Annotated in this window: 16 protein-coding genes and 1 pseudogene; 6 read left to right on the top strand and 11 right to left on the bottom strand. The window is 63.8% G+C overall.

Features of this window, described 5'->3' with window-relative positions:
• The first annotated feature begins 359 nt into the window (after nt 1–359).
• From J1M87_RS13280 to J1M87_RS29280, 4 genes are all read left to right on the top strand, one after another.
• Nucleotides 360–947, top strand: a complete 588-nt coding sequence (locus tag J1M87_RS13280; protein WP_080733473.1) for a TlpA disulfide reductase family protein — start codon at nt 360–362, stop codon at nt 945–947.
• 97 nt (nt 948–1044) lie between these two features.
• A complete protein-coding gene (locus J1M87_RS13275; protein ID WP_032375791.1) occupies nt 1045–2544 on the top strand; it encodes a multicopper oxidase family protein in 1500 nt (499 codons plus the stop codon).
• A gap of 121 nt (nt 2545–2665) precedes the next feature.
• On the top strand, nt 2666–3022 hold the full coding sequence (locus tag J1M87_RS13270; protein ID WP_032375711.1) for a BlaI/MecI/CopY family transcriptional regulator: 357 nt from the start codon (nt 2666–2668) through the stop codon (nt 3020–3022).
• Nucleotides 3019–3981: a M56 family metallopeptidase gene (locus J1M87_RS29280; protein ID WP_032375712.1), complete on the top strand. Its 963-nt coding sequence runs from the start codon at nt 3019–3021 to the stop codon at nt 3979–3981. Before J1M87_RS13270 ends, J1M87_RS29280 begins: the two co-directional genes overlap by 4 nt.
• 671 nt (nt 3982–4652) lie before the next feature.
• On the opposite strand, the gene J1M87_RS13260 is transcribed toward J1M87_RS29280, so the two are convergent.
• On the bottom strand, nt 4653–5150 hold the full coding sequence (locus J1M87_RS13260; RefSeq protein ID WP_230558236.1) for a rhodanese-like domain-containing protein: 498 nt from the start codon (nt 5148–5150) through the stop codon (nt 4653–4655).
• Nucleotides 5147–6442, bottom strand: a complete 1296-nt coding sequence (locus J1M87_RS29275) for a prolipoprotein diacylglyceryl transferase family protein (protein ID WP_230595438.1) — start codon at nt 6440–6442, stop codon at nt 5147–5149. Before J1M87_RS29275 ends, J1M87_RS13260 begins: the two co-directional genes overlap by 4 nt.
• A 296-nt stretch (nt 6443–6738) precedes the next feature.
• On the opposite strand from J1M87_RS29275, the gene J1M87_RS13250 reads away from it, so the two are divergent.
• Nucleotides 6739–6990, top strand: coding sequence for a hypothetical protein (locus tag J1M87_RS13250; protein WP_032401334.1), 252 nt, complete (start codon nt 6739–6741; stop codon nt 6988–6990).
• A 701-nt stretch (nt 6991–7691) separates the two neighbouring features.
• Here the strand turns inward: J1M87_RS13250 and J1M87_RS13245 are convergent.
• A complete protein-coding gene (locus tag J1M87_RS13245; protein WP_206489956.1) occupies nt 7692–7895 on the bottom strand; it encodes a hypothetical protein in 204 nt (67 codons plus the stop codon).
• A 51-nt stretch (nt 7896–7946) separates the two neighbouring features.
• On the opposite strand from J1M87_RS13245, the gene J1M87_RS13240 reads away from it, so the two are divergent.
• Complete coding sequence (locus tag J1M87_RS13240; protein WP_032401336.1) at nt 7947–10142, top strand: heavy metal translocating P-type ATPase; 2196 nt, start codon at nt 7947–7949, stop codon at nt 10140–10142.
• Between the two features lie 106 nt (nt 10143–10248).
• Here J1M87_RS13240 and J1M87_RS13235 read toward each other — a convergent pair whose 3' ends face one another.
• The 8 genes and pseudogenes from J1M87_RS13235 to J1M87_RS13200 form a co-directional block, all read right to left on the bottom strand.
• Nucleotides 10249–10893, bottom strand: a complete 645-nt coding sequence (locus J1M87_RS13235; protein WP_008720034.1) for a DUF305 domain-containing protein — start codon at nt 10891–10893, stop codon at nt 10249–10251.
• Between the two features lie 85 nt (nt 10894–10978).
• On the bottom strand, nt 10979–11401 hold the full coding sequence (locus tag J1M87_RS13230) for a DUF6153 family protein (RefSeq protein WP_206489955.1): 423 nt from the start codon (nt 11399–11401) through the stop codon (nt 10979–10981).
• Nucleotides 11402–11474: 73 nt separating this feature from the next.
• A complete protein-coding gene (locus J1M87_RS13225) occupies nt 11475–12836 on the bottom strand; it encodes a rhodanese-like domain-containing protein (RefSeq protein ID WP_094639403.1) in 1362 nt (453 codons plus the stop codon).
• Between the two features lie 56 nt (nt 12837–12892).
• Nucleotides 12893–13162 (bottom strand): annotated as a pseudogene (locus J1M87_RS13220) (metal-sensitive transcriptional regulator).
• Between the two features lie 77 nt (nt 13163–13239).
• Nucleotides 13240–14013 (bottom strand): sulfite exporter TauE/SafE family protein, encoded by a 774-nt coding sequence (locus tag J1M87_RS13215; protein ID WP_206489954.1) that lies wholly within the window; start codon nt 14011–14013, stop codon nt 13240–13242.
• Nucleotides 14013–14432 carry a DUF302 domain-containing protein gene (locus J1M87_RS13210; protein WP_206489953.1) on the bottom strand — a complete coding sequence of 140 codons (420 nt, stop codon included), beginning with the start codon at nt 14430–14432 and terminating at the stop codon, nt 14013–14015. The genes J1M87_RS13215 and J1M87_RS13210 overlap by 1 nt, the downstream gene beginning before the upstream one ends.
• Before the next feature lie 42 nt (nt 14433–14474).
• The gene (locus tag J1M87_RS13205; protein ID WP_094639406.1) at nt 14475–14726 is read right to left on the bottom strand and encodes a YgaP-like transmembrane domain; all 252 of its coding nucleotides are present in this window, start codon (nt 14724–14726) and stop codon (nt 14475–14477) included.
• 28 nt (nt 14727–14754) lie between these two features.
• Entirely contained in the window at nt 14755–16911 is a 2157-nt protein-coding gene (locus J1M87_RS13200; protein WP_206489952.1) for an MMPL family transporter, read from the bottom strand.
• Between the last annotated feature and the right edge of the window lie 668 nt (nt 16912–17579).

Raw genomic sequence — 17579 nt, 5'->3', positions numbered from 1 at the left:
TCGCACCCTGCGACCCATTTCGATCGTCGGGTTGTTTCTCGGGAGCCGAAGTTCATGTACGTAATATCTTCTGCGCCAGAAGGACTCGGCGTCGCTGGACGGCCTTCATCGTGCGCCTCGATGGGGACGGTCGTCTTCGGCGAACGGCCGGAGAGCTGTGTGCTGGCACTGTGAGGCCCGAGGGTGAAGGGGCCGCGAAAGCGTTGACGGCGTGCAGGATCCACGTTGCTACTATCGAAGATAGTAGATCGTGTAGTATGACGCTGACAGACCGGAAGACATCGTCGAGGTGAACGAGACAGAGGTGCAGGGTGCAGCGGGTGACGACACGCTGGTCCCTACTTGCGATCATCGTCATCGTGACAGTTGTTGGAGCGCTGGCATTGTGGTCTCGAGATCCCTCGACCCAGTCGGTGGGGTCCGCAGGATCGGCACCTCACGTCGAGGACGAGGATCTCCCGTCGGCAGTGATCGCTACCCGTGCTGCCCTCGAGCCGTGCCCGACCTCGTCGCCGGTTCCGTCCCCCGTAACTGGCGAGCTCGTCGGTACGTCCGCACGATGCTTGGGAACGTCGGACTTATCCGATCTGGGGACCTCCCTGGCTGGGCAACCCACATTGCTCAATGTCTGGGCGTCGTGGTGCGGTCCGTGTAGACAGGAGATTCCGGTTCTGGCCCAGTACGCCGCAGAACCGGATGCGGTTCGGGTCGTCGGTCTCAACGTCCAAGACGATGCCGATGCGGCATTGAGCCTGCTCACCGAGCTGGGAGTGCACTATCCCTCGTTCGATCAGGCCGACGCGGCGTTGCAGACACTTGACGCGCCCCCTGTCCTGCCCCTGAGTTTCTTGGTCCAGAGCGATGGAACGATCGAGCGCATCACCTCGACGCCGGTGTTCTACGACCCGAGTCAGGTGCGGGAGGCGGTAACAGCGCTTGTGCGCTGATCTCAGCACGAGCACGAGCACGAGCACCAGCACCAGCAACGCGGCGAGGATCGAACGCCCGCCGGCGGACGGACTTCTACAGAATTGGGAGATGTGTATGACCAGGCAGCGGGCAGGTGCGTTCTCGCTCACGCGCCGCAACTTTCTCGCGCTGAGCGCGGCCGGAACGAGTGCCGTCGTGTTGGCGGCATGCGGCAATGGCTCGTCCGCAGCGACAGTTGTCGGACCGGACTCCGATGTGGTGGGACAGGCCGAGGACGCGCGGCGCTCGGCCGTCGGCAGACAAGTCGATATTTCCTTGAGAGCTCAGTCGAGCACGATCGACCTCGGCGGAGTGCAGGTACAGACCTGGACTTTCGGCGACAGACTCCCCGGTGCCGAGATTCGCCTGAGCCGAGGTGATGTGTTGCGCGCACAGCTCGACAACCGCCTCGAGCAGGAGACGACGATCCATTGGCACGGAATCGCCTTGCGCAACGACATGGACGGAGTGCCGGGCCTGACTCAGCCGGCTGTGGCTTCCGGTGACTCGTTCGGCTACGACTTCACCGTGCCCGACGCGGGCACGTACTTCTTTCACCCTCACGTCGGTACCCAACTCGACAGAGGACTGTATGCACCGCTGATCGTCGAGGACCCCGCCGACGGCTCGGACTACGACCTCGAAGCCGTCCTGGTCCTGGACGACTGGCTCGACGGGGTAGCCGGCGACCCCGATCGAGAACTCGAACGGCTGCGCAGCGAGGGCATGTCGATGGGCGGCATGTCGATGAGCGCGCCCACCGCCCAGTCGCCTCTCGGTGGCGACACCGGCGACGTGAGCTACCCGTACTACCTGATCAACGGCAAGATCGCCGCCGACCCCATCGTGCTCGGCGGACGGCCGGGCCAGCGGCTGCGCCTGCGCATCATCAACGCAGCTGCCGACACGGCCTTCCGTTTCGCAGTGGGGGGGCATCCTCTCACTGTTACTCACAGCGACGGATTTCCGGTTCAGCCCGAGCAGGCGCAATGCTTGTTGATAGGGATGGGAGAGCGTTACGACGCAATCATCACCTTGCAGGACGGGGCGTTTCCGATTGTCGCCGCCGCGGAAGGTAAGGACGGGAGCGGGTTCGCTGTGTTGCGTACCGGGCCAGGCGCCGCGCCGCAGTCCTCAGTCCGGCCTGCCGAACTCTCTGCAGCCCCGGTGATGGCTGATCAACTGATGTCGCTCGATACGGTCCGCTTGTCCGCACGCGAGCCGGATCGCACGTACGACATCGCTCTCGGGATGGAGATGGGCGGGTACACCTGGACGCTCAACGGTGAGACGTACGAGCAGCACACCCCCCTCGACGTTCGCGAAGGCGAAAGAGTACGACTTCGCTTCGTCAACGCCACCACGATGTTTCATCCCATGCATCTGCACGGACACACCTTCGAGGTTGTCAACGGTGCCGGATCAGGCCCCCGGAAGGACACCTCGCTGGTCTTGCCGAACCAAACTGTCGAAGTCGACTTCGACACCGACAATCCCGGCCAGTGGCTTCTGCACTGCCACAACCTCTATCACGGGGAAGCGGGAATGATGACATCGGTGTCCTACCTGGCGTGAGCCTACGGCCGCATTCGTATTCGAGGCATGCAAACCTCTCGGACCAGGGTGCTCGCTACCGAAGGATCACGTGGCTGGCTCGTTCGACGGGATAGAGTGAACACGCGCCTAGGAGGCACTCATGCAGGGTTTGGGAGAGCTCGAAGCTCTGGTGATGGACGTGGTGTGGAATACCAGCGCCGCAGTCCGGGTTCGTGATGTCATCGATCAACTCGAGGACGGTCGAGAACCGGCGTACACCACGATTCAGACGGTGCTCGACAATTTGCACCGTAAAGGCTGGGTACACCGACAACGCAACGGACGGGCATATTGGTACGAAGCCACCCGAAGCAGGGAAGAAGCCGCCTCCGACGCCTTGCGAATACTTCTCGAATCGACCGGCGACCCGACGAGCGTGCTGCTGCACTTCGCCCGCGGCGCTTCCGATGACGAATCGAAGGTGCTCACCCGCGGTCTGAAAGAGCGTCAGAGGTGACTGCCGTACTCCTGTGGGCCCTCGGTGGGCTGTTGGTTGCGGCTGCCGCGCCATTGCTGATGAGGTCGATGATCGACAGAGGTATCGATGCGCACGTCACGCTCTTGACGTGGTCGGCGCTCGTTGTGGGCACCTTGGTCAGCATTGCGGTACCGGTCGTGCTCAGTGCGATCCCCAGTCATGGGGGCGTGACGACCCTGGTCGACATCGCACACCAATGCTGGCTCGCCCTTCAGGGCGACATACCTGCCCGCGTCGAGGCCATCGTCGGGGTTGTCGGGATTGCGATGTTGGGCTGCGGCGCAGTCCGCTGGATCGTCCACCTGAGGCGCGCAGTGTGTGAGCGACGGCGAGTGTACGAGCGGCACATCGATCTGCTGCGCATCATCGCTGGAGGCGTCGGGTTTTCCGGTTCGAATCAACCCGCGTCGACCTTGTGGCTTCCGTTGGACAGTCCTCTCGCGTACAGCGTCGCGGGACGACCGGCGATGGTCGTGGCCAGCGAGGGGCTGCGTACGCAGTTGACGCCTGCTGAAGTCGAGGCGGTCCTCGCACACGAACGTGCACACATCGATGGCCGGCATCATCTGCTCGTAGGCATTGCCGAGTCGGTGGCCTATGCGTTTCCGTGGCTACCGATCATGCGAGCGTCACCTTCGCTCGTGCGCGCTCTGGTCGAACTCGACGCGGACGCCCGCGCAGCCCGCTCGCACGGACGAGACCCCGTGCGGCGCGCTCTGACTTCGCTGCGCCCGCACCCTGTTCCTCTGCCCGCCCTCGGTATGGTTTCCGATGCCACCGTTGTGCGGCTCGATCGTCTCGCCGTGGACCGAGTGATCCCGCATGCTCCCCTCCGGTGGGCGCGGGCGTTCGTAGCGTGCACCGCCGTTGCCCTGCCTGCGTTACCAGTAGTGGCCCTGCTGGGGGCCATGACGTTGGCATCCTGCGCGGTGGGATGAAATGCCCCGCGCGGCACTACAGATCACGGGAGCGAGTCCGCAATACTCGCCCCTCGGCTTTCGGGTGCGGGAAGCGATCATCATGAGACCGACGAGCGCGAGGACCATCGCCATCGGATAGCCGACCGCGAGATCCTGCCATCCGGCGCTCGGAAGAAACCGAAGCTGCCCGAGATGAATTACGACGTGGGTCGCACCGATCACGACACCCGCCATCAGGGACCACCCAACCCCGACCTTGACGGCGGCGCTCACGCTTGTACGCCTCGGTGTAGGGGCCGCCCGCGTCTTCCGACGACCGGCCGTCTCGTTCTTCGCCTGACATCGCGCGCTGCCAGCACGTCCATACGTTGTCGATCGTGAGCGAGTCGGCCGACGGAGCCGAACCACCGCCGAGGAGAAGGCAACCTGGGGCGAGGGCACGCCTGCGCTGGTAGCACTGAGGGTGACAGCGGGCGAGGTTCTGATTCGCCGGTACAGGCCGGGGCCCGTTCGACGTCGTTTGCGCCCGCTGGCAAACCGATAGGTTCACTTCCCGGCAGTAGCGGGACCATCGGCGAAGTGTCCGGTCCCGACCTGGTAAACCCTGACCAAGACGATCTCGGCATTCGATTTCACCGGATCGGTTCTGGTGCTCGACCTTCGGGGGCGGTGGTGCGGAACGTGCGTGATCATTCTCCGATGGTTCGTCCGGTGTTTCGCCACGCGAGCATGCCGCCTTGTAGTTCGACGACATCGGTGTAGCCGAGAGAGGCCAGTTCTTTCGCAGCGGTGGCGCTCATTGTCCCGGTACGGCAGTAGATCGCCAGCGGCGTGGTCCGGTCGGGCGGCAACGTCGCGGCCTGTTGTCGGATCTGGTCGAAGGGAAGGCTCGAGTCGGTTCCCGGGAGCTGGCCCTCGTCGGGGGTATGGACGTTGATCGTGACTCGGGCGGGATCGGCGATTGCGGCGGCGAAGTCAGCGGGATCGAGCAGTTCCGCCCGTGTAGCAACGGGCATCGACGCGGTGGGCTCAGAGACCTCGCCGCCGGTACATCCAGCGAGTGCAAGGACGAGGACAGTCAGTATCGATGCCGGACTACGGAGCGTCGATCGGGACACCGAATGCGGTGCCATCGCATCGAGGTGATCACCGAAAGGCACACGCATAAAAATACGTTCGGTGATCACGAGAGCACCTGCGACGCTGCGAGGACGCCGATGAGGACCGCGCAGCAGATGAGCGAGACAGTGAGTCGGCCTCGACGAGTGTGCGCGTCCACTCGAAACAGAAACAGGCCTTGCCGGACCAATGTGTATGCGGCAATACTCCCCAGGAAGACCAGCCCTCCGACGGGAAGGTCGACCTGAAGTACCGCGGCGAGCGCAACTCCCGCGATCAACAGGGCTGCAGCGGCCTCGTAGAGCTGAACCGGAATCCTCCTCGTCGCCAGGGTGCGATCGGACGAAAACAGGCCCCACCGAGATCGAGTCGGACGCCCCGAACAGCAGCCCGCCAAGAAGCATCCCGGACGACCGATCGCCATGCCGAGAAACAATCCCGGGGTGGTTGCATCCAGGACTGCGCCGACGTCCATACCCCCGAGTGCTCCGCCGATGACCAAGGTGCCGAGCGAAACGAGGAGGAAGCCTTGTATGCACGCTCCTGCGCGGATGAAAGTAGATATCGGTCGACGGTGCAAGATCAAGTACCAAACCTTGGCACCGATATATCCCAAAACGCAACTCAGAGCTGAAATTGCAACAGCAGCAGCAACATTGGCATCCATGCGTGAGAGCAGGAATCCCTGAACAATCAATGCAACCACCGCTCCCGCGGCTACCAACGCCGGCCAACTCCACACCCGCACAGCGGGACCGTATGTCAGTAGCGCAGTGCGCGCGGTGAGCACAGAGTTCTGCTGCCGTTCGCTACTGTCTGCGCCCCCGTCGATGCGTCGCGCACTCACCTCCCACTCCCCGCTGGCAATGCCCTGAATACGGGTGGTCGCGGCGAACCGGCCTCCAGCGGCAGGACGTGATTTCACGACCAGAGTCCGATCGAAACCGACCTTCTCGGTCGATGCATGGCCCTCGACTTCCACCCGCGATCCAGTGAAGCGAATCGCCACGTCGTGGCTGGGCTCGGCATCGGCCCCGCCGACACCCCAGTACGTCACCGCAAGCCCCAGCGGCTCGACCTGGGAAATCTCATCGGTACAACTGGTGGCTGGTGAGCGCTTGGGTGCGTAACTCTGCGGTGCGGGCGCAACAGCTTCAGGCGTGCGGGCACGTGGGCGCTCCGGCGGCGCTGCAGTATCGATCGTCGGTTCTGCGGCCTGGGCCGACGCTCGCGGTGGGGTAGTGGAGTCCGGCGCGAAAGCCCGGGCGACAGTGGGATGGAGTGCACCGCTGCCGGGCGAGTGGCCCCTGCTTCGAAGATAATCGGCGGCGGCGACGCTGACCGCAGAATGTGGGGCCACCGCTGAGAGGGGATGCCTTGGCTGGGGCTCAGTACGTATGGCACCGGGGTGGGGAGCCGGTGGGCCGCCCCCGAATCGTGTCGCCGTGGTTCGTCGTTTGTGCGCTTTCGATCGCGACTTGCTGGATTTCTTTCCCACAGGTTGCCTCCATCATCGCCTGTCCGGGCGACGGCGTCTCGACAGCAGTCAACTACTATGCTCGATAGTAGCTGAACTACTAAGCGTTATAGTAGGAGCTGCGGGATGACCACACTCCGCAGGTCAGCAGGTGGCTGGTGCGAGAGTGAGGAGCAGCAATGATGAATATGGGCACCATGAGTGGCGGATGGACGATGATGGCAGGAATGGCCGCGTTCTGGCTGGTCGTGATCGCTCTGTTGATCTGGGGTGCGGTTCGGCTGATGTCCGCTCGCCCGCAATCGGGGGAGGACGCGCAGGAAATCCTCGATCGTAGATTCGCGGCCGGGGAGATAGATCGAGATTTCTATCGCGCAGCGGTCGCAGAATTGGCGACCGCTGCGCTGCGCAAGCGTGCCGACACTCGGTAAAGAGCAACTGCGGTGTGACGGGCAGGCATTTTCACCGCATGTGACCGAGTTTGCGGACTGGATATGTCGGTGCGCGCCGGCTGGCCGGTAGGGCAGGGCTCGCCCGGGGCCGGTGAGCGGCAACTGTCGGCGCGTTCGAAGGCGCACCGAAACGATCAGATCGAAAGTGGAACCGAACGTGAGTGATACACCCATCTACGACTTACTCAACGCTACATCGGCGGCGCCGCAGCCCCATGGTGAACGAGACAGTATCGCTCCACCGTCCGATCTGCGGCGTCAGCGATCGACCGAACGAGCAGTTCCGCGATCTTCGAGAGTCGACACGCGGGCTCGCCATGCGCGCCGTGACACGGCGTAATTCGCCCTGCCCTGCCTCCAGTCGGTGAGAAGACTCGTAACGGAAATCGCAGCGAACGCCGATGATCCACGCGCGTGTGCAGGTACGCCCGTCGCTGTAAGGCTCAGCTGTGCCGCGGATGCATGCGCCCCTTGACCGAATCGGTATCGACATCCATGCCCGTCCGTGAGCATGACAGCGACCGCGGGTGCACCTGGTGGCCAGCCGACTGGCGCTCACGCGTTGACAACACCCTGACGGTTCTTCCCAATGGGATCAGGAAGGGGTATGGTTCGACTTGATCAACATATACCCCTATGGGGTATATGTTGTCCGAGATGTCGAAAGCTACGCATGATCATCACGCACTGTCAGTTACGCCGGTATTGATGTACGGCCACTGTGAGCCGTCGGTCCGCAACGACGTCAACGCCGTGATCGGAATGGACACTGTCGCGTTATCGGCGGCGGCAGGGACATTCACGGTCACCAGTGCAGCCGCGCTCGTCCAGGCGCAGATCATTGTCGCCCTCGACGCCGAATGCACAGCCGAACCAGAACCCACGAGTTCATGGGATGAATGGATATCGAACTCGATGGATGAGAGGACTGCACGATGAACGATCACACACACTCCGACGTCGACTCCGCGCGGACGGATCCGCCGAACAGACTGCAGCACAGCGGGCATGAAGAAGGACCCGAAATGCACACGGACGGGGCAGAGAAGGCGACTCCGCAGTCGGACCACGACACCGGCGGGCACAACGCAGAGCACGGCGGGCACACCGGTCACGGTGATCACGTCGGTATGTTTCGTCGCCTGTTCTGGGTCATGCTGGTCCTTGCCGTTCCGGTGATCGTTGCCTCGAACATGTTCGCGATGCTCCTCGGCTACTCATTGCCCGACGCAGCGTGGATTGCCTGGGTCTCTCCGGTGTTCGGAACGGTGATGTACGCCTGGGGCGGGTCTCCGTTCCTCTCCGGAGCAGTCAGCGAAATCCGTTCCCGTGCACCGGGAATGATGCTGCTCATCGCCCTGGCGATTACCGTCGCATTCATTGCGTCGATGGGAGCGAGCCTCGGCCTGCTCGATCATCAGCTCGACTTCTGGTGGGAACTGGCCCTGCTGATCGTGATCATGCTGCTCGGGCACTGGATCGAGATGAGATCACTCGCCCAGACCACCTCCGCTCTGGACTCGTTGGCGGCGTTGCTCCCGGATGTCGCCGAACGCGTCGAGGGCGACGATGTGGTGCCGGTGCCCCCGTCCGAGCTGCAGCTCGGTGATGTCGTTGTCGTCCGCCCCGGCGGCCGCGTACCGGCGGACGGCACCATCGTCTCCGGATCGGCGAGCATGGACGAATCGATGATCACCGGGGAATCACGCACCGTCCGCCGCAGCGACGGCGATCAAGTCGTCGCCGGCACTGTCGCCACCGACTCAGGTCTGCGCGTCCAGGTCACTGCAGTAGGGGAGGACACCGCCCTCGCCGGCATCGGCCGCTTGGTCGCCGACGCCCAGAACTCGACCTCGCGCGCTCAGCGCATCGCGGACACCGCCGCTGGCTGGCTGTTCTGGTTCGCTCTCGGTGCCGCGATCATCACCGCTGCGGTGTGGACTCTGGTCGGGATGCCCGACGACGCCGTCATCCGCACCATCACCGTGCTGGTCATCGCCTGCCCGCACGCACTCGGACTGGCGATTCCGCTGGTGGTCTCCATCGCCACCGAACGCGCCGCCCGCGGCGGTGTTCTGGTCAAGGACCGGCTCGCACTCGAAACCATGCGCACGGTGGACACCGTGCTGTTCGACAAGACCGGGACCCTCACCAAGGGTGAACCCACCGTCACCGCAGTCGAGGTGACCGGCGGGCGCACCGCCGACAACGTTCTCGCGCTGGCCGCTGCCGCAGAAGCAGATTCCGAACATCCACTCGCCCGTGCCATCGTCGAGGCCGCACGCGCGCGGAACCTGACGGTCCCGGCTGCAGCCGGCTTTCAGTCGTCCCCCGCCGTCGGGGTCGCAGCCGACGTCGACGGCGTCCGGATCCAGGTCGGCGGGCCGGCACTGCTCGAGCAGGAACACGGATCCGAACTCGCTGTCGCCGACCGGTGGCGCGGGGACGGGGCGATCATCCTGCACGTCCTCGCCGACGGGGCCGTGATCGGTGCCCTCGCGCTCGCCGATGAGATCCGGTCCGAGTCACGCACTGCGGTAGACGCGCTGCACGCGCGAGGAATCGCGGTCGTGATGATCACCGGTGATGCCGACGCCGTCGCGAAGTCCGTCGCCACCGAGCTCGGTGTGGACCGCTACTTCGCCGGGGTGAAACCGGAAGACAAGTCGCACAACGTCGCTGAACTCCAGAGCGAAGGCCGTACGGTGGCGATGGTCGGCGACGGAGTCAACGACGCCCCGGCTCTGGCGCAGGCCGATGTCGGTATCGCGATCGGGGCCGGCACCGACGTCGCAATCGCATCGGCCGGAGTGATCCTCGCCAGCGACGACCCGAGGTCGGTGTTGTCGGTGATCGAACTCTCGCGCGCCTCGTACCGAAAGATGAAGCAAAACCTCTGGTGGGCAGCGGGATACAACCTCATCTCGGTTCCGCTCGCGGCAGGAGTGCTCGCGCCGGTCGGGTTCGTGCTGCCGATGTCGATCGGCGCGATCCTGATGTCGCTGTCGACGATCATCGTCGCTGCGAACGCACAATTACTGCGTCGACTCGACCTCACACCCGACACCATCACCGGAGCGGTGAACGAGGGGAGTTCCAACCCTCCGTCGCAGCGCACACCGTCACTGTGAGAGCTGATCTCGTACCGGGAACGCAGCCCTGACAATTGTGGAACGTTGATGGCCGCACCTTCTCCGCCGGAGAGGATGCGGCCATCGTTGTCTATAGCGGGCCGGGTCAGCCGAGCAGCCGCTGCATGGTGTCGATTTCCTGCTGCTGGGTGGCGACGATGGTGCGGGCCATCTCCAGGGCGTCAGGATTGGAACCGTCTGCGATTTCGGTGTTGGCCATCTCGATGGCGCCGGTGTGGTGGGCGATCATCATCGTCAACCACTGGCGGTCGAATTCCGGTCCCGACGCTGCCATCAACGCGTCCATGTCCTGAGCGGTCATCATGCCGCTGCCGGAGCTGTGGTCCATCCCGCCCATGTCACCCATGTCACCCATGTCACCCCTGTCCATGTCGGGCATGGGCTGGCCCCACTCGGTGAGCCAGGTGGTCATCTGGTCCATCTCGGGCTGTTGCGCGGCGGCGATCGCCGATGCCAGCGACAGCACCTCCGGGTTGTCGGTGCGGCCGTTCGCCATGTCGGCCATCTCGACTGCTTGGGCGTGATGCGGGTACATCATCTGCGCGAACATCACGTCGGCATCGTTGAACTCTGCGGACGCGCTTGCTTGGGCCGAGGACATCGGTGCCGAGGACATCGATCCCATCGCATGGCCGTCCATCGACGAATCGGCCGCGTTGTCGCTACAGCCGACGACGAGGAACGCGCTCGCGGCGGCAGCAGCGATCGAGGCAATGACTTTGGTACGCATGAGGAAACTCCTTGCAAGAGTGGGTAGTGCAGAGAATTGGATGTCGTTCGATCCGCCGACAGACACGCGTCTGCCGGGCTCCCTGTCACACTGGCAAGGTCACCGATCTGTCCAACTCCCATAACGTCCACGGCGGCGCACGCTCAAGCGTGGAGTCGGCCCGTCCAATGATCCGGTTCACCGATGTCGGCGCCAGGTCGAGGGCTGCGCTCATCGCCGGGACCGTCAGCGCGGGCCACGACACCGTCGTGCCGACGCAGGGATGCATCATCTGGTGCCCCGACGGGCAGTCATGTTCCCCGGTCATCACCGGAACCGTGGCGTCCGTGTGGGACGGTGCTGCGAACGAGGCATGGCCGCCGCTCATCGATGTGGACATCGAGCCGGTCACGGGCATCGACATCGGTGTCACCGAATGCATCAACAGGACACCGAACACCGTCAGTGCAATCAGTAAAGCTGCCGTCGGAGCTGTGCCCCGTCGACCGTGCCGATTCACTGAGTGCATGCGGCCGATGATACCAACATATACCCCCTGGGGGTACGCCTGTCTCGTCGCGTTCGGTCGTCGAAGCATTTCGTCATGTCTTCGAGGTGTCGAGTCCGAGATCTGTTGCGCGGTTGTAGTCGTCGTCGATGAGCACCACGCTGCGATGTTCCCGGTCGAGTAGTGAGGCCGCGATCGAGGCGCGATAGCCGGAGGCGCAGTGCACCCACACTTTGCCGTCGGGAACTTCTGCGAGTCGGTGCGGCAGTTCGTGGAGGGGAATGTTGATCGCACCGGGGATGTGGCCGTCCGCGTATTCGGACTGTTGACGGGTGTCGAGCACTGCAATGTCCGAGTCCTCTGCGGCGAGTCCGGCGAAGTCGGACACTTCGTAGGACCGTACGCGCCCGTCGCTGGCGAGCGAATGAATCTCTCCGACAGCGGAGCCGGAGGGGTGGTCGATGCCGATACGTGCCAACTCCCTTGTGGCCTCGTCGATTTGATCGGATGTGTCGCCGATCAAGGTCAGCGGCGCACCCCACTGGTAGAGCCAGCCGAGGTAGGTGACGAATGTCGTCGACAGCTCGAAGCCGAGGGAACCGTCGAGATGTCCGGCAGCGAAGGCGGTGCGTGCGCGGAGGTCGACGACCCATTGTCCGTCGTCGATGCGGCGGCGTAGTTCGTCGGGGTCGACGGGTTCTGGGGTGGACAGGTCGATCGGTGCGGGGCCTTCGGTGTTGATGACGCCCATGTGGGCGTAGTACGCGGGGTAGGCCGACAGTCCTGCGATCAACTCGTCGACGTAGGTTTGTTCGTCCTGGGTCAGCGCGGGATTGGACTGTTGCTGTTCACCGATGGTCGACGAGTCGCCGCTGGTGGGGGTCGCGGAGCAGAAGCTACCGAATCCGTGGGTGGGGTAGACCTCGACGTCGGCGGGGAGTTCGGCGGCGATTCGACGGACCGAGTGGAACTGGGCATGGGTGAGCTCGTCGGTGTGTTCGGAGCCGAGTAGGTCGGTGCGGCCGGTGGATCCGTAGAGCATCGAGCCGCCGGTGAAGATCGCGATCGGTTCGTCTCCGAGTTGCAGTACGTAGCTGACGTGATGATGTGTATGGCCCGGGGTGTGCATGACCTGAAACGTCGCCGATCCCGCGTCGACGACATCGCCGTCCCCCACTGCCCGTCGCTCGAATTCGACCGGGTCACCCTCGGGCACAACGTATTCGGCTCCGGTGGCGCGTGCGAGTTCGAGGCCGCCGGTGACGTAGTCGTTGTGGATGTGGGTTTCGAGTACGTGGGTGATGGTGGCGTTCTTCTCCGCTGCCAATGCCAGGACGCGGTCGATGTCACGTTGGGGATCGATCACAACGGCGATGCCGTCGTGGCTGACCAGGTAACTGCGGTCGCCCAGGCTCGAGGTTTCGATGATGGCGATATCTGGATCGGTCGTGCTCATGGGGTACTCCTACGGTGTTGTCGGGTCGGCCTCGTTTCTGACGTGAAATGTGTCGTTCAGGCCAGTGCGAGGAAGAGTTTTTCCAGTTCCGCTTCGGTCATGGGTTCTTTGTTGTCGGCGGTCTCGCCGGTCATGCATTCGCGGAGGCCGGTGGCGACGATCTTGAAGCCGGCTTTGTCGAGGGCGCGGGACACTGCGGCGAGTTAGGTGACGACGTCTTTGCAGTCGCGTCCGTTCTCGATCATGCCGATCACTCCGGCGAGCTGGCCGTGTGCGCGGCGCAGACGGTTGAGTACCAATGCGATGCTGTCTTCGTCGCCGACCATTGCGATCTCCTGATGGTGTGAGGGTGGTAGTCGTTCCAGATTACCCCTGGGGGCATCGGGTCGGTGTGTGCGTCCGGTCATGAAAGAAAGAGTGTGTCGACAAGTACGTAGCCTGCGACGGCGAACACCAGGTAGGCGAACCACGTGCGCAGCTTGTCGGTGTCGATGCGTGTGCTCGGTCGCCCGGCGACCAGCGAGCCTGCGATCGCCGCACCGGCGAACGCGGCTGTCAGCGGCCAGTTCCCGCCGAGCCCGTCGGCCTGAGCGATCAGTCCGGCGGCGGAGTTGGCGACGATGACCACCAGCGATGTTCCGACGGCGACACTCATCTCGATTCCCAACAGCAGCACGAGTGCGGGGATGATCAGGAATCCTCCGCCGACGCCGAACAGTCCGGTGAGGACTCCGACGCCGAACCCGGTCGGGATGGACCGTGGTGCGCACCGCCGCCAGTCGATCCCGGAATTCCCTGTTTTGCAGGCAGTTCCGACATCGTCGGTGCTTCCCAGCATCCGCGCCCCGGCGATGATCATGACGATCGCGAAGCCGATCATCACGGCGGCCTCGGGCAGATGTCTTCCCAGGGCGCTGCCGACCAGGGTGCCGACGATACCGGTGGCCGCGAAGATCGCCGCCAGTCGCCACTCGACGAGCTTCGCCCGCACCTTGGGGATGGCCCCGGTCGCCGAGGCGACACCGATCACCAGCAACGAGGTCGGTATCGCCTCCGCCAGGGGCAGGTCGAGGGCGTAGACCAGAACCGGGACGGCGACGATCGACCCACCGCCGCCGAGGAGACCGAGCAGGATGCCGACGGCGACGCCGAGAACCAGGGCCAGCGTCAGGGTCATCAGCTGTGTGCTGTGTCCTGGCCACCGAGTGCGTCGATAGCGGCCTGGAGCTTGGTGGTGGCCTCGGCGGCGACGTCGGAGAGTGCTGGTTCGCCTGTCGCTTGTACCATGATGTCGGGGTTCATGGCTTCGACGATGATCGATCCGGGTGCGCTCGTGTCGGCGCGGACGACGACATTGCACGGCAGCAGCAACCCGATCTGGCGCATGACTCCGACGGCGCGGTGCGCGAGGGTGGGATTGCAGGCACCGAGGATCAGATACTGCTCCATGTCCTCGTCGAGTTTGGCCTTCAACGTGGCCTGCATGTCGATTTCGGTGAGAACACCGAATCTCTGATCGGACAGGGCTGCTTTGACGGAGTCGACTGCGGTGGCGAAGTCGGTGTCGGTCAGGGTGGTCGAGAGTGCGATGTTCATGAGGGAAATTCCTTTCGATTATCAAACTGCGGTGATGTAGGTCTACCCGTTCAGGGGCCGACGAATACTCGGCACGCCGACCCGGCTGAGGAGTGCGCTCGCCGGACACCAGCCGACCGCTGCGTAGAGGGCGAGGTTCGCGGCAGCGAACGCGCTCAGTAGTCGCCACTGCGGTGCGTGTAATTCGCCGAGTGCCAGACCGGTGGCGGTGACACCGGCAGCAAGGGCGGGGACGATACGTTCGATCGGCCATCCTGTGAATGCCGCCGAGTGGGTTGTGTTCGGATCGATCATCAGTGCTCCGTTCGGTGTGGTGAGGGTGTCAGTGAGAGAAGCTGATCGACGGCAGCACCTTGCGCAGCCAAGCCGGTGACCACCATGCGGCGTGACCGGTCAGACGCAGCAAGACCGGCAGCAGGATCAGCCTGATCAGGAAGGCATCGAGCAGTACCGCGACACCGAGAATGATGCCCATCTCTTTCGGTGGGAGCGGATCGGACAGTGCGAAGGTGAAGAACACGGCGACCATCACCGCGGCGGCGGCGAAGATGACCCGGCCGGAGTGCGCGAGCCCGTCGACCTGAGCTGCCTTCGGGTCCCCGGTCTTCTCGTAGTGCTCTTTCGCGGTGGCGAGCAAAAACACGGTGTAGTCCATGGCGATGGCGAAGATCATCGCGAAGAAGAACACCGGACCCCAGCCGTCGAGGAAGCCTTGCGGGGTGAAGCCGAGCAGTGACGCACCGTGCCCGTCCTGGAAGATCAGCTTCGCGACCCCGAACGCTGCCGCGGTCGAGAGCAGACTGACGGCGGTGCCGAGGATCGCGATCAGCGGTGCTTGGAGCGCAACGAGCAGCAGGATGAAACCGAGCGCCAAAATGATGCCGATCACCAGCGGTAGGTAGTCGTTCAGTGCTTGCTGCAGATCGAGGTTCTCCGCCGGCGCACCGCCGACCAACGCCGACTCCGGCAGCTGTGCGCGCAGGTCACCGAGGATGGCGCCCATTCTCTCGTCCGAAGGGTCCACGGTGGGAAGTGCTTGCAGCAGTGAATAGTTCGAGCCATCGGACGCAGGTTGAGGCGGGGTGACCATCGAGATTCCGTCGACGGTAGTGGCTGCGGTGGCGGTCGCGGCCGCATCCGACGCTGGCACGACGATCTGCAGTGCGCCGGGCGCGCCGTCACCGAACTGGGCCTGGACGAGCTCGTAGCCCTGGCGAACCGGTGCGTCCTCGGGCACTACAGAGATCGAGGGCATTGCCACTTTCAGTCCGAGGACCGGAAGAGCCAGCGCGATGAGGATGCCCACGGACACCAGAGCGAACGGCCAGGGGTGCTTGTGCAGCAGTTCACCCCAGGCTGCGAATTTCGGGGAGCGGTGCTGCTGACGCTTGGCGTAGGGCAAGGATGCGGCGTTGACCTTGGAGCCGAGTGCACCCAGGGTTGCGGGGAGCAGGGTCATGGTGGCAATCAGCACGAACGTGACAGCGAGCATGATGCCCACGGCCATGGTGCGCACCGCCGGTGCGGGAACGAGCAGGACGGCCGAGAGGCTCACCAGGACCGTCAGACCGGACAGGACCACGGCCTTGCCTGCGGTGTCCATGGTTTCGGCGACCGCAGCCCGTGGATCGGCGTTGCGCAGTGCGTCGCGGAACCTGGCGACGATGAACAGGGCGTAGTCGATTCCGAGGGCGAGGGCGAACATCATCGCGAAGTTCATCGCCCACACCGAGATCGGCGTGACGCCGTTGAGCAGAACAAGTCCGCCTGCGGATGCGACCAGGCCGGCGACGGTGAGTAGCAGCGGCAGACCCGCGGCGACGAGAGAGCCGAACGCGAGCACCATGATCGCCAAAGTGACCGGCCAGGAGAACAATTCGGCCTGGATCATCGCGTCGTGGTTGGCTTTGTTGAAGTCCGACCACAGTGCTGACGACCCGGTGGGGTAGACCTCGATGCCGTCACCGGACAGTGCGGTCAGCTCGCCTTTGACCTCGTCGACGGCTTTGACCATGTCGTCGGTACTCGCGTCTGCGCCGGCGATGAGGATGCCGGTGTGACGGTCGGGGCTGATGGTCATGCCCGGCTGGGGGGCGACGATCTCGCCGAAGCGGGTGTCGCTGTCGAACACAGCCGCGACGTCGGTGAGTGTCTGCTGCATCGCCGGGTCGTCGATCGAGGCGGTGTCGGAGTGAACGACGACCTGCACTGCTGCAGAGGAGTTGCCGCCGAAATGCTGCTGGGCGAGTTCGCGTACCTGGACGGATTCGGATCCGTTGGCCTGCCAGCCGGCCCCGGCCAACGACGAAAACACCGTTGGTGCAGCTGATCCAAGGGCGATTAGGGTGATCAGCCAGATACCGAACACCCAGCGGCGACGCGTGACCATCGCGCTCCCCAGGCGGCCGAGTGCGCCAGGTGCAGGTGGCCGGTCACGGTCGTGTCGGTCGGTAGCCGCCGCGGTAGCGGGAACGGACATAGCATTCTCCTAAATACGGGTGGGGGTATATGACAAGGCCACGAAGGCCCAAAAGCTTCCTCGAAGACTTAAAGGTGAGGTGTCAGCGATGAAACAGGGAGTGAAAAAAGCCGGTGCGCCTAGCTGGATCGGGTGCCTCGCTCGACGAGCAGGTGCACTGCTGCGGCCGTGGGACATTCTTCATGACGCTGTCGATGTGGCGCCCGCAGCCGGCCCAGGTGGTCTTACCGCATGTCGGGCATGCGACGGGGTAGCACATGGCAATCCTTCCTGGCGGGGTGTACCTACTGTTGCATATACCTAGGGGGGTATGCAAGTACCCCTAGGGGTATAAATCATCGATGCGAGGGTGATGAATGGGAAGGTTCACCGCCGCGGGCGAAAGGGGAACGTTCGCATTTCGTGTAGGAAGACCGCGACTGCTCGAGACGGACTACAGGTCTACCTTTAACAGTGGCTGTATGACACCCACTTCTGAACAAGTGCAGCTGACTTCTGAAACTGACAGATCGGGTGTCAGTTTCAGAAGTAGGCTGCACGATTTGCTGGGGTTTTACCCGTGATTGCAGTCGTCTTCTGACATTCTGAGTGCAGAAGTGAACTGCACAATCGGCACCACAGGTCGGGGTGTTCAAGGCTGTGGTGGGGGTGGGCGGCCGATGTGCGGA

Source organism: Rhodococcus sp. KRD162 (assembly GCF_017168335.1).
In the GTDB taxonomy this organism is placed as follows: Bacteria; Actinomycetota; Actinomycetes; order Mycobacteriales; family Mycobacteriaceae; genus Rhodococcoides.
This window is presented reverse-complemented; position numbering and strand designations above follow the sequence as displayed.